Annotated in this window: 18 protein-coding genes; 12 read left to right on the forward strand and 6 right to left on the reverse strand. The window is 73.0% G+C overall.

The annotated features are described in order from the left end of the window. Both DOO78_RS16830 and DOO78_RS16835 read right to left on the reverse strand, forming a co-directional pair. Positions 1 to 864, reverse strand: coding sequence for an HpcH/HpaI aldolase/citrate lyase family protein (locus DOO78_RS16830; RefSeq protein ID WP_111471024.1), 864 nt, complete (start codon positions 862 to 864; stop codon positions 1 to 3). A gap of 133 nt (positions 865 to 997) precedes the next feature. Further along, complete coding sequence (locus DOO78_RS16835; RefSeq protein ID WP_111471025.1) at positions 998 to 1,822, reverse strand: alpha/beta fold hydrolase; 825 nt, start codon at positions 1,820 to 1,822, stop codon at positions 998 to 1,000. 235 nt (positions 1,823 to 2,057) lie between these two features. Here DOO78_RS16835 and DOO78_RS16840 point away from each other — a divergent pair, with 235 nt between their 5' ends. Further along, positions 2,058 to 2,726 carry a GntR family transcriptional regulator gene (locus DOO78_RS16840; protein WP_111471026.1) on the forward strand — a complete coding sequence of 223 codons (669 nt, stop codon included), beginning with the start codon at positions 2,058 to 2,060 and terminating at the stop codon, positions 2,724 to 2,726. Positions 2,727 to 2,855: 129 nt separating this feature from the next. Then, positions 2,856 to 4,391, forward strand: coding sequence for an FAD-dependent tricarballylate dehydrogenase TcuA (tcuA, locus tag DOO78_RS16845; protein ID WP_111471027.1), 1,536 nt, complete (start codon positions 2,856 to 2,858; stop codon positions 4,389 to 4,391). A 32-nt stretch (positions 4,392 to 4,423) separates the two neighbouring features. On the opposite strand, the gene DOO78_RS16850 is transcribed toward tcuA, so the two are convergent. Next, the gene (locus DOO78_RS16850) at positions 4,424 to 5,398 is read right to left on the reverse strand and encodes a Bug family tripartite tricarboxylate transporter substrate binding protein (protein ID WP_165838938.1); all 975 of its coding nucleotides are present in this window, start codon (positions 5,396 to 5,398) and stop codon (positions 4,424 to 4,426) included. Between the two features lie 103 nt (positions 5,399 to 5,501). Next, positions 5,502 to 6,338 carry a flagellin gene (locus tag DOO78_RS16855; protein WP_111471029.1) on the reverse strand — a complete coding sequence of 279 codons (837 nt, stop codon included), beginning with the start codon at positions 6,336 to 6,338 and terminating at the stop codon, positions 5,502 to 5,504. A gap of 359 nt (positions 6,339 to 6,697) precedes the next feature. Here DOO78_RS16855 and rfbC point away from each other — a divergent pair, with 359 nt between their 5' ends. The 4 genes from rfbC to rfbA all read left to right on the forward strand — a co-directional run bounded on the left by rfbC (position 6,698) and on the right by rfbA (position 10,267). After that, entirely contained in the window at positions 6,698 to 7,282 is a 585-nt protein-coding gene (gene rfbC, locus DOO78_RS16860; RefSeq protein ID WP_111471030.1) for a dTDP-4-dehydrorhamnose 3,5-epimerase, read from the forward strand. A gap of 149 nt (positions 7,283 to 7,431) precedes the next feature. Next, the gene (gene rfbB, locus DOO78_RS16865) at positions 7,432 to 8,505 is read left to right on the forward strand and encodes a dTDP-glucose 4,6-dehydratase (RefSeq protein ID WP_111471031.1); all 1,074 of its coding nucleotides are present in this window, start codon (positions 7,432 to 7,434) and stop codon (positions 8,503 to 8,505) included. Continuing rightward, positions 8,505 to 9,398 (forward strand): dTDP-4-dehydrorhamnose reductase, encoded by an 894-nt coding sequence (gene rfbD / locus DOO78_RS16870; RefSeq protein ID WP_111471032.1) that lies wholly within the window; start codon positions 8,505 to 8,507, stop codon positions 9,396 to 9,398. The genes rfbB and rfbD overlap by 1 nt, the downstream gene beginning before the upstream one ends. Continuing rightward, the gene (rfbA, locus tag DOO78_RS16875) at positions 9,395 to 10,267 is read left to right on the forward strand and encodes a glucose-1-phosphate thymidylyltransferase RfbA (RefSeq protein ID WP_207802945.1); all 873 of its coding nucleotides are present in this window, start codon (positions 9,395 to 9,397) and stop codon (positions 10,265 to 10,267) included. Before rfbD ends, rfbA begins: the two co-directional genes overlap by 4 nt. 57 nt (positions 10,268 to 10,324) lie before the next feature. Here the strand turns inward: rfbA and DOO78_RS16880 are convergent, their stop codons facing one another. Further along, positions 10,325 to 11,893, reverse strand: a complete 1,569-nt coding sequence (locus DOO78_RS16880) for a sensor histidine kinase (RefSeq protein WP_165838939.1) — start codon at positions 11,891 to 11,893, stop codon at positions 10,325 to 10,327. 281 nt (positions 11,894 to 12,174) lie between these two features. Here DOO78_RS16880 and DOO78_RS16885 point away from each other — a divergent pair, with 281 nt between their 5' ends. The 3 genes from DOO78_RS16885 (at position 12,175) to DOO78_RS16895 (ending at position 15,577) form a co-directional block, all read left to right on the forward strand. Then, complete coding sequence (locus DOO78_RS16885; RefSeq protein WP_111471035.1) at positions 12,175 to 13,209, forward strand: MBL fold metallo-hydrolase; 1,035 nt, start codon at positions 12,175 to 12,177, stop codon at positions 13,207 to 13,209. A gap of 15 nt (positions 13,210 to 13,224) precedes the next feature. After that, positions 13,225 to 14,502 carry a flavin monoamine oxidase family protein gene (locus DOO78_RS16890; protein WP_111471036.1) on the forward strand — a complete coding sequence of 426 codons (1,278 nt, stop codon included), beginning with the start codon at positions 13,225 to 13,227 and terminating at the stop codon, positions 14,500 to 14,502. Positions 14,503 to 14,641: 139 nt separating this feature from the next. Next, on the forward strand, positions 14,642 to 15,577 hold the full coding sequence (locus DOO78_RS16895; RefSeq protein WP_207802946.1) for a DMT family transporter: 936 nt from the start codon (positions 14,642 to 14,644) through the stop codon (positions 15,575 to 15,577). Between the two features lie 211 nt (positions 15,578 to 15,788). Here the strand turns inward: DOO78_RS16895 and DOO78_RS16900 are convergent, their stop codons facing one another. Beyond that, on the reverse strand, positions 15,789 to 17,948 hold the full coding sequence (locus DOO78_RS16900) for a malate synthase G (protein WP_456309594.1): 2,160 nt from the start codon (positions 17,946 to 17,948) through the stop codon (positions 15,789 to 15,791). Positions 17,949 to 18,228: 280 nt separating this feature from the next. Between DOO78_RS16900 and DOO78_RS16905 the strand changes: the two genes are divergently transcribed. From DOO78_RS16905 to DOO78_RS16915, 3 genes are all read left to right on the forward strand, one after another. Next, a complete protein-coding gene (locus DOO78_RS16905) occupies positions 18,229 to 19,635 on the forward strand; it encodes an amidase (protein ID WP_111471038.1) in 1,407 nt (468 codons plus the stop codon). Between the two features lie 117 nt (positions 19,636 to 19,752). Continuing rightward, positions 19,753 to 20,628 (forward strand): fumarylacetoacetate hydrolase family protein, encoded by an 876-nt coding sequence (locus DOO78_RS16910; protein WP_243634578.1) that lies wholly within the window; start codon positions 19,753 to 19,755, stop codon positions 20,626 to 20,628. 115 nt (positions 20,629 to 20,743) lie between these two features. Further along, positions 20,744 to 21,718, forward strand: coding sequence for a tripartite tricarboxylate transporter substrate binding protein (locus tag DOO78_RS16915; protein ID WP_165838940.1), 975 nt, complete (start codon positions 20,744 to 20,746; stop codon positions 21,716 to 21,718). The last annotated feature ends 3 nt before the right edge of the window (positions 21,719 to 21,721 follow it).

Here is a 21,721-nt window from a genome sequence, read left to right on the forward strand (position 1 = left end):
TTACCGGGCGCGGGCCAGCAGGCGCCGCGCCCGCTCCACGACCGGCTCGTCGATCATCTGGCCCTCGAAGGCGACGGCGCCGAGACCCTGGGCCAGCGCGGACTCGAAGGCCGTGACCATGCGTGCCGCGCGCTCCACCTCCTCCGGCTGGGCGCCGTACTCCGCATTCACCACCGGCACCTGGGCCGGATGCACGCAGCTCGCGCAGGCGAAGCCAAGGGCGCGGGAACGCCTGAGCATGGCGCGATAGCCCTCGAGATCCGCAATCCCGGCGACGGTGCCGATGAAGCCCAGCGGCAGGATGCCCGCCGCGCGCGCCGCCAGCACCGCCAGCATCTTCGGCACGTAGAGCGCATCCGGCGTCGGCTCCATGCCGAGATCGGTCGCCATGTCCTCGCCGCCGGCGCCCAGCGCGACCAGCCTTGCCTCGGCGCGGGCGATCGCCTCCATGACGCTCAGCGCCGCCGCCGTCTCGACCAGCCCGATGAAGCGGGTGCGTCCCACCGGGACGCCATGCGCCGCCTCGGATTCGCCCGTCATCTCGCCGAGCAGGCGCACATGGTCGGGGCCCATCAGCTTGGTCAGCACCAGCACATCCGCGCCCGCGGCGACGGCGGCATCGATATCCTGCGCCGCCATCCGCAGCGGCCGGTTGATGCGCACGCAGACATCGGCGCCGCCCTGCCGCACCATCGGCACCGCCCGGGCCAGGGCGGCGCGCGCCGCCGGCTTCTCGGCCGGGGCGACGGCATCCTCGAGATCAAGGATGATCGCATCCGCGCCGCGGGTATGGGCCTTGGCGACGAAGCTCTCGCGGGTGGCCGGGACGTAGAGGAGGGATCGCCAGGTCGGGAGGGTGCGCATGGCGGCAGGCTAGAGCGTGATCGCCGGGGGTGGAATCACCGAAGGCGTGACTCAAACGACCGGACACGGCGCCGGACCGTGCTCCAGCGCGCCTCGGCCGCCGGGTCGGACGCCCCCTGCCGCCCGGCAGGGCTCAGCCGCGCAGGAAGGCCAGGATGTCGGCGTTGATCGTCTCGGCATGGGTGGTGTGCATGCCGTGCGGCAGGCCCTGATAGGTCTTCAGCGTGCCGTTGCGCAGCAACTTCGCCGCCTTCGGCCCGGCCGCGGCATAGGGGACGATCTGGTCGTCCTCGCTGTGCATGACCAGCACCGGGATGCTGATCCGGCGCAGGCTGTCCGAAAGGTCGGTCTGCGAGAAGGCGACGATGCCGTCATGCTGCGCCTTGGCGCCGCCCATCATGCCCTGGCGCCACCAGTTGCGGATGCTGCCCTCGGAGGGCTTCGCCCCCGGCTGGTCGAAGCCGTAGAAGGGGCCGGTCGGCACGTCGAGGTAGAACTGCGCCCGGTTGGCGGCAAGCTGCGCCTGGAACTCGTCGAAGACCGATTTCGGCGTCCCCTCCGGATTGCCCTCGGTCTGCAGCATGAAGGGCGTGACGGCGCTGACCAGCACCGCCTTGGCCACGCCCTGGTCGCCATGCCGGCCGAGGTAATGCGCCACCTCGCCGCCGCCGGTGGAATGGCCGATATGGATGGCGTCGCGCAGGCCGAGATGCTCGGTCACCGCCTTCAGGTCATCGGCGTAATGGTCCATGTCGTGCCCCTCCGCCACCTGGCTGGAGCGGCCATGGCCCCGGCGGTCATGGGCGATCACGCGATAGCCCTGGCCGAGGAAGAACAGCATCTGCGCGTCCCAGTCGTCGCCGGATAGCGGCCAGCCATGGCTGAAGACGATCGGCTGGCCCGATCCCCAGTCCTTGTAGAAGATCTCCACGCCGTCGCGTGTCGTGACATAGGGCATGCGGTGCGCTCCTGGGAGGAAGGCCGGACCTGCGTCATGCCCCGAAGGGGCGCCTTCGCCGGGCAGGACGCAGCAGGCGCAACGCGCGGCGGGCGCTTCGGTCGCCGCGCGCGGAGGGAGCCTGCCGGCGCCGGGCGAGGTCGGCGGACAGGCTCCGCCAAGGGCGGCGAGGGACAGCCGCCCAGCCGGGCGGACATCTCTTGCCGAATGCGCGCATGCGCCCGTATGCAGGCGGATGCGCCATGCTGCCGCCTCCCCGACGCCGACCCAAGCCGGCAGTCTCGCCGAGCGGGCCTATGACCTGTTCCGCGACGGGCTGCGGACCGGCGCCTTCCGGCCCGGGCAGCGGCTGCTCGAGACCGAGCTCGCCGAGCAGCTCGGCATGAGTCGCACGCCGGTGCGCGAGGCGATCCGCCGGCTGCAGTCGGAAGGGCTGGTCGCCCATCTCCCGGCCCGCGGCCTCTGCGTCGCCATCTACGACGCGGCGGAGGTGGATGAGCTCTACGTGATGCGCGAGGCGCTGGAAGGCACCGCCGCCCGGCTCGCCGCTCAGCATGCCGGCGCGGCGGAGATCGCGCTGCTGCAGGGCATTCTGGCGCAGGAGCAGGGGCTGGTCGGCATGGCGGCCGCCGAGCAGAACCGGCGCTTCCATCGCGCCCTGCATCAGGCGGCGCACAACCGCTACCTGCTGCGCTCGCTGTCGGCGATCTCGGATGCGCTGCTGCTGCTCGGCCCGACCACGCTGGAGCTGCCCGGCCGGGCGGCGGCGGCGCTGGAGGAGCATGGGCGGATCGTCGCCGCCGTCGCCCGGCGCGACAGCGCGGCGGCGGAACAGGCGGCGCGGGCGCATATCGCCGCGGCGCATGCGGCGCGGCTGGCCCTGGCAGCGGCCGCGCCAGCCTGAGCCTCCTGCCCCGGGGCCGCCGCGCGGCCCCTGGACGCCCGCCGGGCTTGCGCCGCGGAAGGGCGATGGACACTCTGGCGCATCCCTGTATACATGCGTGCACAAGAAGGCGCCAGGAAGGATAGGCGAATGGCCGCGACCGCTAGCGACAGCTTCGACGTCATCGTGGTGGGGGGCGGCAATGCCGCCTTCTGTGCCGCCCTCTCGGCCCAGGAGCAGGGCGCGCGGGTCGTGGTGCTGGAGCGGGCGCCGGAGGAGGAGGCGGGCGGCAACACCCGCTTCACCGCCGGCAATATCCGCTTCGCCTATCGCGGCGTCGAGGATCTGAAGGCGATCATGCCCGACCTCACCGAGGCGGAGATCGCCATCACCGATTTCGGCACCTACACCGAAGAGCAATTCTTCGACGACATGTTCCGCGTCACCCGCAACCGCACGGACCCCGATCTCTGCGAGATCCTGGTGCGCCGCAGCTTCGAGACGATGAAGTGGCTGCACGGCAAGGGGGTGAAATTCGCGCCGATCTGGGGGCAGCAGGCCTTCAAGATCGATGGCAAGTTCAAGTTCTGGGGCGGCCTGACCGTCTCCGCCTATGGCGGCGGGCCGGGCCTGGTGCAGGCCGAGACCGAGGCGGCGAAGAAGCGCGGCATCGAGATCCGCTATGCCAGCCGCGCCACCAAGATCCTCTATGACGGCTTCAAGGTGCAGGGGGTGCAGGTGAAGGCGCCCGGCCGCATCTACGACATCGCCGCGCCCTGCGTCATCCTCGCCGCCGGCGGCTTCCAGGGCGATGCCGAGTGGCGCACCCGCTATCTCGGCCCGGGCTGGGAGCTGGCGAAGGTCCGTGGCACCCGCTTCAACACCGGCGACGGCATCAAGATGGCGCTCGAGATCGGCGCCTCGCCCTTCGGCAATTTCTCCGGCTGCCACGCCGTGCAATGGGATTTCAACGCGCCGGAATATGGCGACCTCGCGGTCGGCGATGCCTTCCAGAAGCATTCCTACCCCTGGTCGGTGCTGATCAACGCCAATGGCCGCCGCTTCCTCGATGAGGGCGCCGATTTCCGCAACTACACCTATGCGAAATACGGCCGCGTGGTGTTGGAGCAGCCGGGGAATTTCGCCTGGCAGGTCTTCGACGCGAAGGTGCAGAAGCAGCTCCGCGACGAGTACCGCATCAAGCAGGTGACCAAGGTCCGGGCCGACACGCTGGAGGAGCTGGCGGAGAAGCTCGAGGGCGTCGACGGCAAGGCCTTCCTGGAGGAGATCCGCGCCTACAACGCGGCGGTGCGCAAGGACATCCCCTTCAACCCGAACGTCAAGGACGGGCGCTGCACCGAGGGGCTTGCCGTCAACAAGTCGAACTGGGCCAACACCATCGAGGACGGGCCCTTCGAGGCCTTCCAGGTCGGCTGCGGCATCACCTTCACCTTCGGCGGCCTGCGCATCGACACCGAGGCGCGGGTGCTGGATGCCGACCAGGCGCCGATCCCGGGCCTCTATGCCTGCGGCGAACTCGTCGGCGGCATCTTCTATTTCAACTATCCGGGCGGCTCCGGCCTCATCAACGGCGCGGTCTTCGGCAAGCTGGCCGGCGCGACGGCGATGGGCGATCTGCGATCCAATGCCGCCGGGCTGGCGGCCCCGGTCGCGGCCGGCGGCTGACAGGGGAGGGAGGGGGGAAGCGACCCCTCCCCCTATTCCGGCCGGATATTGGCCGCCTTCACCACCGGCCCCCAGCGTTCGTACTCGGCCGCGACGAAGCGGCCGGTCTCCGACGGGGCCATCCAGATCGGCTCGCTGCCCATGTCGTTCAGCCGCTGGGTGGTCGCCGGGACGGCCATGATCTCCTGCAGGGCCGGGGCCAGCTTCGCCGCCACCTCGGGCGGCGTGCCGCGCGGGGCGAAGAGGCCGGTCCAGGACCGCACCGCGTAATCCGGCACGCCCTGCTCCTGGATGGTCGGGATCTCCGGCCGGCTGCGCACCCGCTCCGCCGAGCCCACGCCGAGCATGCGCACCTGGCCGGCCGCGGCGGGACCGGAGACGGTGGGCAGGTTGAGGAAGACCATCGGCACCGTGCCGGAGATGAGGTCGGCGATCGCCTGGCCGCCGCCGCGATAGGGCACATGCGTCATGTCGAGGCCGGTGCGCAGCCTGAACAGCTCGCCCGCCAGATGGTTGGAGGAGCCGACGCCGGAGGAACCGAAGCTGACCCCGCCCTTGCTGGCGCGCGCCTTCTCGATCAGGGCCGGCACGCTGTCGACGCCGTAATCCTTCGCCACCGCGAGGACGTTCGGCACGTCGACCAGCATGCAGACCGGCTCCAGCGCCTGCTGCACGTCGTAGCCGAGGTCGCGGGCGATCAGCGGGTGGAAGACATGGTTCGAGGCGGAGGAGACGAGCAGCGTCAGCCCGTCCGGCCGCGCCCGCGCCGCGATGCCCATGCCGAGGCTGCCGCCGCCGCCCGGCCGGTTCTCCACCACGAAGGGTTGGCCGAAGCGTGCCTCGAGCGCCGGGGCGAGCAGCCGCGCGGCGACGTCGTTCGATCCCCCTGGCGCCCAGGGGACGATGAGGGTGACCGGCCGCGAGGGCCAGGCCTCCTGCGCCCGGCCCGGGCGCGACAGCAGAAGGGCAGGGGCGGCAAGGGTGGCGCGGCGGCCGATGCCCGGCATGCAGGGTGTCTCCGTCATTCCCTCGTCGCCACGCTATAGGACCGGGCGGCGAGGCGCGGAAGCGCCGGGCTTCGGCCGGGCGAGGGCCGCCATGCCGGAGGGATCAGCCCTTGAACAGGCTGAGCAGCGATTGCGGCGCCGAATTGGCGATGCCGAGCGCCTGGGTGCCGAGCTGCTGGCGGATCTGCAGCGCCTGCAGCCTGGCGCTCTCCTTCGCCATGTCGGCATCGACCAGGGCCCCGAGGCCGCTCTCCTGGGCATCGAGAATCGACTTGTTGTAGTTGATCTGGCTGTCGATGTAGTTCGAATAGGACCCGAAATTATTGAGCTGGGTCAGGGTGCTGGTGATCGCCTTGCCGATGGCGCCGCCCGAGGTGAGGGCGCTGTTCGCCGCCCCCGCGCTCCAGGCCTGGGCGCCCGAGACGGCGTTGTAGACCTGGTTCAGTGCCGAGAAGCTGTCGAAGCTGTAATAGGTGCCGCTGCCGTTCGAGACCACCTTGATGGTGGTGGCATTGGCATCGTCGAGGATGTTCAGGCCGTTGTAGCTGGCGTCCTGGATGAAGGCCTTGATGTTGGAGGTCAGCTCCTTCGCGGTGGCTTGGTACTGCGTCCGCTGGTCGGCCGTGAGGGTGCCGTCGGCGAGCTTGACGGCAATGGTCTTGAGCGATTGCAGCGTGGTCGAGACCTTGTCGAGGGCGGCCTGGGTGACATCCAGCAACCCCTTCACGCCGCCGAGCTGCTGGTTGGCCGAGGTCGTGGCCGCCATGTCGCCCCGGATCCGCTCGGCCACCGCATAGGCGGCGCCGTCGTCCCGCGCATCGGCGACGCGATAGCCGGTCGAGATGCGCTTCTGGGTCGCCGAGAGCTCGTCGGAGGTCCTGTTGAGGGACTGCAGCGCCACCATGGCGCCGGTATTGGTATTGACCGAATTCAACGGCATGGAGATTTTCTCCGCAGGGACGACCCACTTGCGGGTCTTCGTCCGGGAGCATCGGGGGGGTGGGGTGAAGATGCGGTTAAGCCTGGCGGGAAATCCCGGGCGGCCTTCGGCACGCAAAGATGTGACCCCCGACCGCGCCTCCAGGCCGCTAGAGCCGGTCGCCGCGGGGCGAAAGCGCCCGAAGGCGTGACATCGGCCCTGCGATCCATGGCCCGCGACCCGACCCGGCGGCCTCCCCGCCTGGACGGGCCGCACCGGCGATCCAAGGCGGAGCGGCGGCCGGCCAGGGCGTGGAGCAACGCGCGAACCGGCAGCACGGGGCTTGACGCGGGATTGCCGGAGAGACGACTGACACGGCCATGAGCGATGCTGCCTGCCGATCCGGCAATTTCACCGCCACCCGTTTCGCCATCCCCGGACCCGTCCTGGTGACGCCGAAGCGGTTCGGCGACCACCGCGGCTTCTTCCTGGAGACCTACAGCGCCCGCGACTTCGCCGCGCTCGGCATCCCCGACCTCTTCGTGCAGGACAACCACTCGCTCTCGGCCCTGCCGGGGACGATCCGGGGCATGCATTTCCAGTTGCCGCCGCATCCGCAGGCCAAGCTGGTGCGGGTGCTGCGCGGCGCCATCCTCGACATCGCGGTGGATATCCGGCGTGCCTCGCCCTCCTATGGGCGGCATGTGGCGGTCGAGCTCACCGCGGAGAATGCCCAGCAGCTCTACGTGCCGGTCGGCTTCGCGCATGGCTTCTGCACCTTGGTCCCGGAGACCGAGGTGGCCTACAAGGTCACCGATCTCTACGCGCCGGACTGCGATCGCGGCATCGCCTGGAACGATCCCGACCTGGCGCTGCCCTGGCCCTTCGATGCCGGCGCGGTCCAGCTCTCCGACAAGGATCGCCGCGCGCCGCGGCTGCGCGACCTCGCCACGGGCTTCGACTGAGACGATGCCATGGCCGGGACGGTGATGGCGCCCCCGGGCCGTGCCGGCCGCCCCGGAACGCGCCCCTCGCTCCGCAAGGCCAGCCGATGACCGGCACCCCGTCCGCCTCGGGCAGGCGGCTTCCGACGGACCAGACAGAGGTTTCCCGCATGCGTATCCTGGTCACCGGCGGCGCCGGCTTCATCGGCTCCGCCGTCACGCGGCTGCTGGTGCTGGAGCGCGGCGCCACGGTGCTCGTCGTCGACAAGCTCACCTATGCCGGCGACCGCCGCTCCATCCGCGACTGCGAGGGCCGGCACGGCTTCCGCTTCCTCGAGGCGGATATCTGCGACCTGGAGCGCATGCGCGCGACGATGGCGGAGTTCCGCCCCGATGCGGTGATGCACCTCGCCGCCGAGAGCCATGTCGACCGCTCCATCACCGGCGCGGCGGATTTCATCCAGACCAACATCAACGGCACCTTCGCGATGCTGGAGGCGGCGCGCGCCTACCATGCCGGGCTGGACGCGGCCGGGCAGGCCGGCTTCCGCTTCCACCACATCTCGACCGACGAGGTCTTCGGCTCGCTCGGGCCGGAAGGCGCCTTCAGCGAGACCACCGCCTATGACCCGCGCTCGCCCTATTCGGCCAGCAAGGCGGCCTCCGACCACCTGGTGCGCGCCTGGCACGAGACCTATGGGCTGCCGGTGCTGGTCACCAATTGCTCGAACAATTACGGCCCCTACCATTTCCCCGAGAAGCTGATCCCGCTCATCATCCTCAATGCGCTCGAGGGCAAGCCCCTGCCGGTCTATGGCGACGGCAGCAACATCCGCGACTGGCTGCATGTCGAGGACCATGCCCGCGCCCTGGCCCTGGTGGTCGAGCGCGGCCGGGTCGGCGAGACCTATTGCATCGGCGGCCGGGCGGAGCGGCGGAACCTGCAGGTGGTCGAGACCATCTGCGACCTGCTCGACCAGCGCCGGCCGGGCGCGGCGCCGCGGCGCGGGCTGATCCGCTTCGTCGCCGACCGCCCGGGCCATGACCGGCGCTACGCCATCGATTGCGGCAAGATCGAGCAGGAGCTCGGCTGGCGGCAGCAGCAGAGCTTCGAGAGCGGCATCGCCGCCACCATCGACTGGTACCTGGCGAATGAGTGGTGGTGGCGCCCGCTGCGCGAGGGGAAATACGCCGGCGAGCGGCTCGGCCTGCTCCCGCAGGCGGCCGGGCAGGGGGCGGGCTGATGCGGGTTCTCGTCATCGGCCGCACCGGCCAGATCGCCACCGAGCTGCTGCCGCGCCTCGCGGCCGCCGGCCATGAGGCGGTGGCGCTGGAGCCGCCGGAATTCGACCTGACCGATGCCGGCCAGGTCGCCGCCGCCTTCGCCCGCCACCGCCCCGAGGCGGTGGTGAACTGCGCCGCCTACACCGCCGTCGACCGGGCCGAGGAGGAGCGCGACCTCGCCTTCGCCGTGAATGCGACGGGCCCCCGCCTGCTCGGCGAGGCGGCGGCCGAGGCCGGCGTGCCGGTGGTCCACTACTCCACCGACTACGTCTTCGACGGCAGCAAGGCCGCGCCCTATACCGAGGCCGATCCGCCGAACCCGGTCGGGGTCTACGGCGCCTCGAAGCTCGCCGGGGAGCAGGCGCTGCACGCGGCGCAGCCGCGCTCGGTCACGCTGCGCACCGCCTGGGTCTGCTCGCCGCACGGCAACAATTTCGTCAAGACCATGCTGCGCTTCGGCCGCGAGCGGCCGGAGATGCGCGTCGTCGCCGACCAGCATGGCGCGCCGACCTTCGCCGCCGACCTCGCCGCGGCCGCGGTCGCCCTGCTGCCGCGCCTCGCCGCGGCGTCGGCGGGCGACCCGGTCTTCGGCGTCACCCATCTCACCGGCATGCCCTACACCACCTGGCACGGCTTCGCCGAGGCGATCTTCGCCGGCGCGGCGCGGCGCGGCCAGACGGCGCCGCAGCTCACCGCCATCACCACGGCCGAGTATCCGACCAAGGCACGGCGCCCGGCCAATTCCCGGCTCGACTGCACGCGCGCCGCGCGCGTGCTCGGCCTGCCGCCGCAGGACTGGCGCGCCGGGCTGGAACGCTGCCTCGACGCATTGATGAAGGGATCCGCAGCATGAAGGGCATCGTCCTCGCCGGCGGCAGCGGCACGCGGCTCTACCCGGCGACGCTCGCCGTCTCCAAGCAGCTGCTGCCGGTCTACGACAAGCCGATGGTCTACTACCCGCTCTCGGTGCTGATGCTGGCCGGGATCCGGGAGATCATGGTGATCTCCACGCCGCATGACATGCCGCTGTTCCAGCGCCTGCTCGGCGATGGCAGCCAATGGGGCATCCGGCTGGAATACATGGTGCAGGAGACGCCGAACGGCATCGCCATGGCGCTGGTCCTCGCCGAGGAATTCCTCGCCGGCGGCCCCTCCGCCCTGGTCCTCGGCGACAACATCTTCCATGGCGACGAGCTCGATGCCCGCATGGCCTCGGTCGCCACCGAGCGCGGCGCCGCCGTCTTCGCCTATCGCGTCGCCGATCCCGAGCGCTACGGCGTCGCGGAGTTCGATGCCGAGGGCCGGGCGCTGTCGATCGAGGAGAAGCCGGCCAAGCCGAAATCCGACTGGGCGGTGACCGGGCTGTATTTCTACGACGGCCGCGCCCCGGCCATCGCCCGCCAGCTCAAGCCCTCGCCGCGCGGCGAGCTCGAGATCACCGATCTCAACAAGGCCTATCTCGCCGAGGGCACGCTGCGCGTCGCCCGCCTCGGCCGCGGCTATGCCTGGCTCGACACCGGCACGCATGACAGCATGCTGGAGGCGGCCGAGTTCGTCCGCGCCATCGAGAAGCGCACCGGCCAGAAGGTCGCCTCCCCCGAGGAGGTGGCCTGGCGCAAGGGCTTCATCACCGACGAGCAGCTGCTGCAGGTGGCGCGGCCGCTGCGCAACAGCGGCTATGGCCGCTACCTGGAATACCTGCTGCAGCACGCGAACGGCTGATGCCGGGCCTGCCGGCCCGGGGCGGCCGCGGCAGGGCGGGTCCCGCGAAGGCCAGGGTCAGGCCGCGGCCTCGACCGGCCCCGGGCGCAGGCTGGTCGGCGGCAGGTGGATGACGCAGCGCAGCCCCTGATCCCAGCTGCGCTCGATCCGGCCGCCGAGCTGGTCGCGCACCGTCGCCTCGACGATCCGGGTCCCGAGGCCGCCTCGGGCCGGCGCCGGGGCCGGCGCCGGTTCGGCCGCCGCCTCCTCCCAGGCCAGCATGAGCCCGCCATCCGCGGCCAGCGACCAGCGGATGGCGAGTTGCCCGTCCGGCCGCGACAGGGCGCCATCCTGCCGCGCCTGGCTCGCCAGCTCATGCACCACCATGGCGAGCGGCTGCGCCGCGACCGCCGCCAGCATCACCGCCGGCCCCTCGAGCCGGGGCCCGGCGGCGCCCTCGCCGGCCGGGCGGCCGAACTCGCCCTCCAGCAGCCGCCGCAGCGGCGCGCCCTGCCAGCGGGATTGCGCCAGCAGCGTATGCGCCCGCGCCATGGCGGCGATGCGCGCCTCCACCCGCGGCACCAGCGTCGCCGGGTCCTCGTTGCGCGTCAGCCGCAGCAGGGCCTGCACCACGGCGAGGGTGTTCTTCGCCCGGTGGTCCACCTCCCGCAGCAGCAGGTGCTGCTCCTCCTCCGCCCGGTGGCGGTCGGTGATGTCGGCGAGCACGCCATGCCAGGTGATGCCATCCGGCCCCTCGGTCGCCTGGGCGCGCAGCTCGATCCAACGTGTGGCGCGGCCGGGCCGGACATCGAGCCGCAGGGTGCAATGCGCCGGCGCGTCCTGGCGCCGGGCCGCGTCGAGACAGGCGGCGAGGCGCGGCCGGTCCGCCGGGTCGGCGCAGTCCGCCAGGCTGGCGAGGCTGCCGCCGCCGCCGGACCAGCCGAGGATCGCCGCGGCCCGGGCATCGCAGCGCAGCCGGTCGGTGGCCTCCTCCCAGGACCAGCAGCCGAGCCCCGAGGCGCCGAGCGCGAGGCGGAGCTGCGCCGCGGCCTCGGCCATCGCCGCGGCCTGCTGCCGCGCGCCGCGGGCCGCGGTCCGGGCGGCGAGGACGGCGAGTTGCTCGCGTCGGTGCACCAGCAGGGCAAGGCCGAGCAGGGCCAGGGCCAGCAGGCCGGCCGCGAGCGGCAGCAGGCCCGCCTGGGGCGGCGGCGCGGCACGCAGGGCGCGGATGCGCAGCGGCCAGCCGGGCACCGCCTGCTCCACGCTGAGCAGGTTCGCGGGGCGCTCCGCCGGCAGGGCGGGGCTGCGGCCCAGCACCCGCCCCTCCGCATCGAGCAGCGTGATCCAGGCATCGGCCGGGGCGGTCTCGGCGAGCAGCGCCGCCAGCGCCGGCATCTCGGCAGGGCGCTGGCCAGCCGCCGGCGGCGGCGGCAGGGCCTCGGCAAGCCGGATGGCCGCCTCTCCCGCCTGGCGCGACAGCCGGGCCGCCTCGGTGGCGAGCAGCGGGCTGACCTGGCTCAGCGGCAGCAAGGCCGGCGGCAGCAGGACCGCCAGGAGCAGCAGCAGGGTGGAGGCCCGCAGGCGCCACGATCCTGCCGGCCTCTCGGCCGCGGCATCGGGTCCTGCTGCCTGGGGCATCCTATGCATGGTCGCGCTGAAGCCCACTGAGGCGCCCATCACTGCTCCGCTGCACACCACGCGCAGCGCCGTCGCTTCGAAGTCTTACCGATTGCGCTGCGTATCGAGAGTAGAAAGACCGTGAGAGAAACTATCCCCTCTCTCGGGCCCGGGCGGCGCCGCATCGACAGCCCCGCCGGGTCTCCCTATCCTGCGGCGACACCGCAGCCCGGCCCGGGCCTCGGGCGTTCCGAGCCGATGGGTCCGATGCCGGCCTCTCGGCGCCCCGACCGCGGCGGAGATCCGACCGGATGCCCGATGCCCCCCGTGACCTCGCCCATGACGCCCCGGCCCCCGGCGAGGTGCGCCTGGTGCAGCCCGGGCTGCTCCGGGCGCGCATGCCGCTGCCCTTCCCGCCGAGCCATGTGAACATCTGGCTGCTGGAGCATGCTGGCGGCTGGCTGGCGATCGACACCTCCGTCTCCGGCCGCGCCTCGCGCGAGCTCTGGGAGCAGGTGCTGGCGCAGCCGCTGCTCGGCGGCCGGCCGCTGACCGCGCTGCTGGTCACGCATTTCCACCCCGACCATATCGGCCTGACCGGCTGGCTCTGCGCCCGCTTCGGCCTGCTGCCGATGATGACCCGCATCGAATGGCTGATGGCCCGGGCGCTCTGGTACGACAGCGGGCCGGACATGATGGCGCAGCAGATCGCGCACTACACCCGCGCCGGCTGCCCGGCCGACTACCTCTCCTTCGTCGAGGGCCGCGGCGCCCTCTACCAGCGCGCCGTCGGCGAGCTGCCGCGCGCCTTCCACGCGCTGAAGGACGGGCGGGAGGTGCGGATCGGCGGCTCCGCCTGGCAGGTCATCACCGGCGCCGGCCATGCGCCCGACATGGCGACGCTGTTCTGCGCCGAGCGCGGCGTGCTGATCTCGGCCGACCAGATCCTGCCGCGCATCTCGCCCTATATCGGCCTGCATCCGGGCGAGCCGGAGGCCGATCCGCTCGGCGATTTCCTCGCCAGCAACGAGCGCTTCCGCGCCCTGCCGGAGGACACGCTGGTGCTGCCCTCGCATGGCGAGCCCTTCTCGACCCTGCATCGCCGCCTCGACCAGCTCGCCAGCCACCATGCCGAGCGGCTCGACACCCTGGCCGAGGCCTGCCGCGAGCCGCTGACCGCCTTCGAGGCGGCGCAGGTGCTCTTCCCCCGCGCCTCGGGCGAGATCGCGCAGACCGGCTTCACGGTGGGCGAGACGCTGGCGCATCTGCGCCGGCTGGAGCGGCAGGGCCGGCTGGAGGTCGAGCCCGGCCCCGGCGAGGCGGTGCGGTTCCGGACACGGAGTTAATGCCCCCGGCGCTGCATGGAGCCTGACGTCCTCGTCATCGGCGCCGGCGCGGCCGGCATCGCCGCCGCGCGGCATCTGCAGGCCCTCGGCCGCAGCGTCCGGCTGCTGGAGGCCGGGCGGCGCCTCGGCGGCCGCGCCTGGACCGAGGCGGCGCAACTCGGCGCCCCCTTCGACCATGGCGCCTCCTGGATCCATGTCGCCGAGCGCAACCCGCTGACGCCGATCGCCCGCCGCCTCGGCTTCACCCTGCGCGACGAGCGGCGGCGGGTGCGCGACATCCTGCTCTGGCGCGGCCAAGTGGCGGGCACGGCCGAACGCGCCGCGCATGACGCCGCCTGCGAGGCCTGGGAAGCGGCGGCGGAGGCCGAGGATGCCCGCCGCCGCGCCGCCGGCGCGCCGGACATCGCCCTCGCCGCCGCGGTGCCGCGCGACGGACCCTGGGATGCCACCGTCTCGCACTGGTTCAGCGACATCATCTCGGGCGTGGAGGCGGCGCGGTTCAGCTTGCGCGACTATGTCGCCACCGCCCTCGACGGCGCCAACCTGCAACTCGCCGAGGGGTTCGGCACGCTGGTCGCCCGGCTCGGCGAGGGGTTGCCGACCAGCTTCGGCAGCCGGGTCGAGCGGCTGCGCTGGGACGGGCCGGGCATGGTGGCCGAGGGCGGGTTCGGCGCGCTGCGCGCCGGGGCCGCGATCGTCACCGTCTCGACCGGCGTGCTGGCGGCGGGCGGCCTCCGCTTCGCGCCCGATCTGCCGGCGCCGGTGCAGGCGGCGATCGAGGGCCTGCCGCAGGGGCTGCTGAGCAAGGTGGCGCTGCGCGCCGCCGGCCCCGGCCGGCTTGGACTCGGCGATTTCGCCCGGCTCGGCCGCAGCCTGGACGCGCCGGGCGACGCGCCCTTCTCCTGGCTGCTCTGGCCCTGGGGGCGCGACCACGTCATCGGCTTCATCGGCGGCGCGGCGGCCTGGGCGCTGGCGCGCGAGGGGACGGCGGCGGCCGAGGCGGCGGCGCGGGCCGAGCTCGCCCGCTATGTCGGCGCCGCCGAGGTGGCGCGCTGCCTCGCCCCGGGGGCGGTGGTGACCGGCTGGGCGGAGGACCCGCTCTTCCTCGGCGCCTACAGCCATGCCCGCATCGGCTGCCACGGCGCCCGCGCCGCGCTGCGCGATGCCGAACTCGCCGGCGGCCGGCTGCGCTTCGCCGGCGAGGCCTGCCACAGCCGCCTCGCCGGCACGGTCGGCGACGCCTGGGAGAGCGGCGAGCGGGCGGCGGCGGCGGTGCACGCGGCGCTGGGTTGAGCCAGAGCAGATCCCGATCAGGTGCGTCCGCCTGATCGGGATCTGCTCCAGGACCGCCGGCCGGGCGCCTGGACGGCCCTCCCGGGGCGGGCCATGCTGGAGGCAATGCCGCGCCGACACCGCGGCCTGCTGGGACGCCATGTCGACATCGCCACGCGCGGCCGCCGCGCCAGCCCCGCCGGCCGCGGCCCTGCCGACCGCCACCGCTGCCGCGGCGGCGGGCAACGTGCCGCGGGCCATGCTGTGGATGCTGGGCTCCGGCCTGCTCTTCACCGTGCTGAACGCGCTGCTGCGCGGCCTGGCGCAGCAGCTCGACCCCTTCGTCGTGCAGTTCCTCCGCTATGCCGCGGGGGCGCTGGTGATGCTGCCCTTCATCCTGCGCGCCGGCCTCGCCGCCTATCGCCCGAAGGGCGTCGCCGGCCAGCTCTGGCGCGGCGCGGTGCATGCCTCCGGCCTGGTGCTCTGGTTCTTCGCCATCCCGCATGTGCCGCTGGCGGAGATGACGGCGCTCGGCTTCACCACGCCGCTGTTCATCATGCTCGGCGCCATCCTCTTCCTCGGCGAGCGGATGGTGGCGGCGCGGTGGCTGGCGGCGCTGGCCGGCTTCCTCGGCGTGCTGGTGGTGGTCTCGCCGGGGCTGAGCGGGGCGGGCGGGCCCTATGGGCTGGTGATGCTCGCCTCCTCGCCGCTCTTCGCCGCCTCCTTCCTCATCACCAAGGCGCTGACCCGGCGCGACCCGCCGCAGGTGATCGTGGTCTGGCAGGCGCTGACGGTCATGCTGTTCAGCCTGCCGCTGGCGCTGCTCGCCTGGGACTGGCCGACGCCGCTGCAATGGGGGCTGTTCCTGGTGGCCGGCATGCTCGGCTCGGCCGGGCATTTCTGCCTGACGCGCGCCTTCTCGCTGGCCGATCTCTCGGCGACGCAGCCGGTGAAATTCCTCGAGCTGCTCTGGTCGGCCGGCGCCGGCTTCCTGATCTGGGGCGAGGTGCCGGGCCCGGCGACGCTGCTCGGCGGCGCCATCATCTTCGCCGCGACGAGCTGGATCGCGCGGCGGGAGTCGCGCCGGCGGCGGTGACACGGCGCGCGGGATGCCGGGCGCCTGCGAACACAGGCGTCCGGCCCGTGCGGCTTGGCGTCGCCGCGTCGCGCCGCGAGGCGCGCCTCATGGCGCGACCGGCGGCGCCGGTTCGGGCGCTCGGCCCCGCGAGCCGCAGGCCGGGACGCCATGCGCCCGGCATGAACCGCCGGGTCGGGCGGGGCCGCGCTCCGGCCCCGCCGCGCCGCGCTTAGCCGCGCGCCTTCGCCTCGCGCCGGCGCTTGTGCAGGATGAACTCGGTATAGCCGTTGGGCTGGGTGGTGCCCTCGAAGACCAGGTCGCGGGCCGCCTTGAAGGCCGGGCCGTCGAAGCCGGGCGCCATCGGCCGGTAGGCCGGGTCGCCGGCATTCTGCTTGTCGACCACGGCGGCCATGCGGCGCAGCGTCTCCTCCACCTGCTCGCGCGTGGCGATGCCGTGGCGCAGCCAGTTGGCGATGTGCTGGGCGCTGATGCGCAAGGTCGCGCGGTCCTCCATCAGCCCGACATCGTTGATGTCCGGCACCTTGGAGCAGCCGACGCCCTGATCGACCCAGCGGACCACATAGCCGAGGATGCCCTGGGCGTTGTTGTCGAGCTCCGCCTTCACCGCCTCGGCGGGGAAATTGGTGTCGGCGGCCAGCGGCAGGGTGAGGATGTCGCCGAGCTTGGCCCGCGGCCCACCCTTGGCGATCTCCTCCTGCCGCGCCGCCACGTCCACCTCGTGGTAGTGCAGCGCATGCAGCGTCGCCGCGGTGGGGGAGGGGACCCAGGCGGTGTTGGCGCCGGCCTTCGGATGGCCGACCTTCTGCTCCAGCATCGCCGCCATGGCGTCCGGCGCCGCCCACATGCCCTTGCCGATCTGCGCCCGGCCGCGCAGCCCACAGGCGAGGCCGGTATCGACGTTGTTGTCCTCGTAGGCCTTGATCCAGGCCGCGCCCTTCATGTCGTTCTTGCGGATGACCGGGCCGGCCTCCATGGCGGTGTGGATCTCGTCGCCGGTGCGGTCGAGGAAGCCGGTGTTGATGAACACCACCCGGTCGCGCGCCGCGCGGATGCATTCCTTGAGGTTCACCGTGGTGCGGCGCTCCTCGTCCATGATGCCCATCTTGATCGTGTCGCGCGGCAGGCCGAAGGCGTCCTCCACCCGGCCGAACAGCGCGTTCGCCCAGGCGACCTCCTCCGGCCCGTGCATCTTCGGCTTGACGATGTAGACGCTGCCGGTGCGGCTGTTGCGGCCCTTGCCGGCGCCGCGCAGGTCATGCAGCGCGATCGCCACGGTGCACATGGCGTCGAGGATGGTCTCGGGCGTCTCCTGGCCATCCAGTGTCACCACGTCGGTCATCATGTGGTGGCCGACATTGCGCACCAGCATGAGCGAGCGGCCATGCAGCGACACCGCCCCGCCGGCGGGCTTCAGGTAGCTGCGGTCCGGGTTCAGCTTGCGGACCAGGGTCTTGCCGCCCTTGTCGAAGCTGGCCTCGAGCGAGCCGTTCATCAGGCCGAGCCAGTTGCGGTAGACCTCGACCTTGTCCTCGGCATCCACCGCCGCGACGCTGTCCTCGCAGTCGACGATGGTGGTGACGGCGCTCTCCAGCACCAGGTCGGCGATGCCGGCCGGGTCGTCCTTGCCGATCGGGTGGTCGCGGTCGATCCGCAGCTCGGCATGCAGCCCGTTATGGACGAAGAGGATCGCCTCCGGCGCCGCCGGCTCGCCCTGGTAGCCGACGCATTGCCCGGGCTGGGCGAGGCCGATGCTGCGGCCATCCTTCAGCGTGACGGCGAGCGCCCCGGCGGTGATGGCGTAGCCCTTGGCGTCGCGGTGCGAGGCGCCGCCGGCGAGCGGCGCGATGCGGTCCAGCACGGAGCGGGCGAAGTCGATCACCTTCTTGCCGCGCGCCGGGTTGTAGCCCTTGCCGCGGGCGGCGCCGTCGCTCTCCGGGATGGCGTCCGTGCCGTAGAGCGCATCGTAGAGGCTGCCCCAGCGGGCATTGGCGGCGTTCAGCGCGTAGCGGGCGTTGGAGACCGGGACGACGAGCTGCGGGCCGGCGATCTGGCCGAACTCGGCATCGACATCGGTGGTGCCGACCTGGAAATCCGGCCCGGGCGGGACGAGGTAGCCGATCTCCTCGAGGAAGGCCTTGTAGGCCGCGGCATCCACCGGCTTCGCCGGATGCGCCTTGTGCCAGGCATCGATCTTCGCCTGGATCTCGTCGCGCTTCCGCAGCAGCGCGGCGTTCCGCGGGCCGAGATCCTTCAGGATGGCGGCGTAGGAGGACCAGAAGCGGTCGGAGGTCACGCCGGTGCCGGGCAGGGCCTCCTTGTCCAGGAAGTCGTACAGGCTCCGCGCGACCTTGAGGCCCGCAACCTCCATCGTATCCGCCATTGCTCGCCTCCATCGATGGGAGTCCCGGCCGGGCCGGGCATAGGATGGGCATGCCCCGGGGGCGGTCGGCCGCTGCCGGCGCCGCCCCGGGCCGCTGCCCGGTGATCCGCTGGGCGCCGCGGCCCGATGCGGCCGCGGCGGCGAGACCACTAGGCGGAAACCCGGGCGGGCGCAAAGGGAGAAGCAGCGGCGGCTGCCATGCCCGGCGCGGGGCTTCCGCCGCCCCTCGCCGGGCCCCAAATGCCGCTTCGCAGGCTGAGGAGCCGTGATGACGCCGACCGATCCCGCCCTGATGTCCGCCGAGACGCTGCTCGGCCTCTATGCGCGCCGAGCGCTCTCGCCGGTGGAGACCCTGCAGGCGGTTCTGCGGCGGGTCACGCTCTACAACCCCTGGGTGAATGCCTTCGCGGTGATGAACCCGCGCGCCCTGCAGCAGGCCGGGGAGAGCGAGGCGCGCTGGATGGCGGGGCGGCCGATCGGGCCGCTCGACGGCGTGCCGGCGACGGTCAAGGACCTGCTGAACCTCGCCGGCTTCCCCACCCGGCGCGGCAGCAAGACCACCGAGGCGGTGCCGGCGGCCGAGGACGCGCCGGCGGTGCTGGGGCTGAAGGAGGCCGGCGCGGTCATCCTCGGCAAGACCACCACCACCGAATTCGGCTGGAAGTCGCCCGGCGACTGCCCACTGCACGGCATCACCCGCAACCCCTGGGACCGCGAGCGGACGGTCGGCGGCAGCAGCAGCGGCGCCGGCGCGGCGGGGGCGGCCTGCTTCGGCCCGCTGCATATCGGCACCGATGCCGGCGGCTCGATCCGCATCCCGGCCGCCTTCTGCGGCCTGGTGGGCATGAAGCCCTCCTTCGGCCGGGTGCCGCAATGGCCGCTCGGCGCCTTCGCCGGCGTCGCCTGCGCCGGGCCGATGACCCGCACCGTGCGCGACGCGGCGCTGATGCTCTCGGCCATGGCGCGGCACGACCTGCGCGATCCCTTCTGCCTGCCGGATGTGGTCAGCATTCCCGGCGGCGACTGGCGGCAGGGGATCGAGGGCGGCGTCGCCGGCATGCGGGTGGCGCTGGTCCGCCGCCTCGGCTTCGAGCCGCCGCTGGACGCGGAGGGCGAGGCGGTGCTGGCCGGGGCGGGGCGGCTGTTGCAGGAGCAGGGCGCGATCGTCGAGGAGGCCGATCCGGCGCTGCCCGACACGCGGCCGATCTTCGGCCGGGTCTGGGGCGTGGCGCTGGCCCGGCTGGTGGCGACCATCCCGCCCGAGAAGCGGGCGCTGCTCGATGCCGGCCTAGTCGAGGTGGCCGAGCGCGAGGGCGGCATGCTGGCGACCGATTTCCTCGGCGCCGAGGCGCTCAGGATCGAGGCGGCGCATGCCATGGCCCGCTTCCACCAGCGCTACGACATCCTCCTCACCGCCGCGACCCCGACCGCCGCCTTCGCCGCCGACCAGCCGACGATCCGGCCGACCGAGGCGCTGTGGCGGGACTGGGCGCCCTGGACCTTCGCCTTCAACCTGACCCGGCAGCCGGCGGTGAGCGTGCCGATCGGGCTCGACGGGCATGGCATGCCGCGGGCGGTGCAGGTGGCGGCGGCGCTCTACCGCGACGACCTGGCGCTGCGCGCGGCGCGGGCGCTGGAGCGGGCCGCCGAGATGCCGCTGGCGGCGCCGGCCTGAGATCGCCACGACGCCGTCCGGGCCCATCCCGCGGCCATATTCCCCTGGCCATTTTTGCCGGAGGCGGCATGCTCGGCGGCGATCGCCGGGCAAGGGGAGACGCGCCGGATGCGGCTGGTGACCTTCAGGAAGCCTCATAAACTCGGGACGCATCTCGGCGCGCTGCGCGAGGACGGGGCGGTGCTCGACCTCGCCGCGGTCGATCCGGCGCTCGCGGGCGGCAACATGCCGGCCTTCATCGCCGGCGGCGCGCCGGCGCTGCAGCATGCCAGGGCGGCGCTGGCGCGGGCGCCGGTCGCCGAGGACGCGGTGCTCTGCGCCCCGATCCCCCGGCCGCCGAAGAACATCTTCTGCGTCGGCAAGAACTACCACGAGCATGCGAAGGAGTTCGCTGGCTCCGGCTTCGACGCCTCGGCCAAGGAGGTGGTGCCGGAAGCCCCCGTGGTCTTCAGCAAGCCGGCGACCGCCATCATCGCAACGGGCGAGACCATCCCGGCGCATCTCGACCCGACCGGCTCGACCGATTACGAGGGCGAGCTCGCCGTCGTCATCGGCCAGGGCGGCCGCGGCATCCCGGCCGCCACGGCGCTGAAGCATGTCTTCGGCTACACCATCGTCAACGACGTCACCGCCCGCACCCTGCAGCATCGGCACCGGCAATGGGTGCTCGGCAAGGGCATCGACGGCTTCTGCCCGATGGGCCCGGCGATCCTGACGGCGGATGCGGTGCCGGACCCGAAGGCGCTGCGCGTGGTGACGCATGTGAACGGCGAGAAGCGCCAGGATGCGCCGGTCGCCGACCTGATCTTCGACATCCCGACCCTGATCGCGGCGATCTCGGCCGGCATCACGCTCGAGCCGGGCGACGTCATCGCCACCGGCACGCCGGTCGGCGTCGGCATCGGCTTCACCCCGCCGCAATTCCTCAAGGCGGGGGATGTGGTGCGGGTGGAGGTGGCGGGGATCGGCGTGCTGGAGAACCCGGTCGGCTGAGGGCGTCCCGCCGCCGCGGCGCAACGGGGGCCGGCGCGGCGGATCGCCCGCTGCCCCCGCGCGCCGGCCATGCTCTACTCGCCCGGACCAAGGAAGCCGATCCGGGAGACGTCCCTTGCACCGCCGACCCCTGCTGGCCGCCGCGCTCGCCGCGGCGGCGCTGCCCCGCGCCACCGCCGCCGAGGCGGCGTTTCCAGGCCGCGCCGTCACCCTCGTCGTCGCCTTCCCGCCGGGCGGGCAGGGCGATGTGGTGGCGCGGCCGGTCGCCACCGGGCTGGAGCGGCTGTGGCGGCAGCCGGTGCCGGTGGCGAACCGCGCCGGCGCCTCCGGCGAGATCGGCTATGCCTCGGTGGCGCGGGCGGCGCCGGACGGGCACACGCTGCTGATGGGCCTGGCCTCGCTGGCCGTCATCCCGGAGGCGGCGCGGCTCTTCGGCCGGCAGGCGGCCTATGAGATCGACCAGTTCGCGCCGATCGCCCTGTTCACCGCCGACCCGACCTTCCTCGCCGTGCCGGCGGCGGCGCCCTGGGGCAGCCTCGAGGAATTCCTCGCCGAGGCGCGGCGCCGCCCGGGGGCGATCGCCTATTCCTCCTCCGGCCATTACGGCGCGCTGCACCTGCCGATGGCGATGCTCACCACCGCCGCCGGGATCGACCTGCTGCATGTCCCCTTCCAGGGCGGCGGCCCGGCGCTGACCGCGTTGCTCTCCGGCCAGGTGATGGCCATGGCGAGCGGGCCGGGGCCGTTGACGCCGCATCTCCGCTCCGGGGCGCTGCGGGTGCTGGCGAGCTGGGGCGCCCACCGGATCCCGGGCTTCGAGGCGGTGCCGACGCTCCGCGAGCGGGGCTTCACCGAGGCGGAGTACTATATCTGGGCCGGCGTCTTCGCGCCGGCCGGCACGCCGGCGCCGCTGCAGGCGGCGCTGCGGCAGGGCATGGCGGCCGTCGCCGCCGACCCCGAGCTGCGGCGGGCGCTGGCCGCCGGCGGCAACGGCCTCGATATCCGCGAGGGCGAGGCCTTCGCCGCCTTCTTCCGCGAGGACACGGCGCGGCTGGTGCGGGCGGTGCAGCGGATCGGCAAGGTCGAGTAGCCG

Source organism: Roseicella frigidaeris (assembly GCF_003258945.1).
Taxonomy (GTDB): domain Bacteria; phylum Pseudomonadota; class Alphaproteobacteria; order Acetobacterales; family Acetobacteraceae; genus Paracraurococcus; species Paracraurococcus frigidaeris.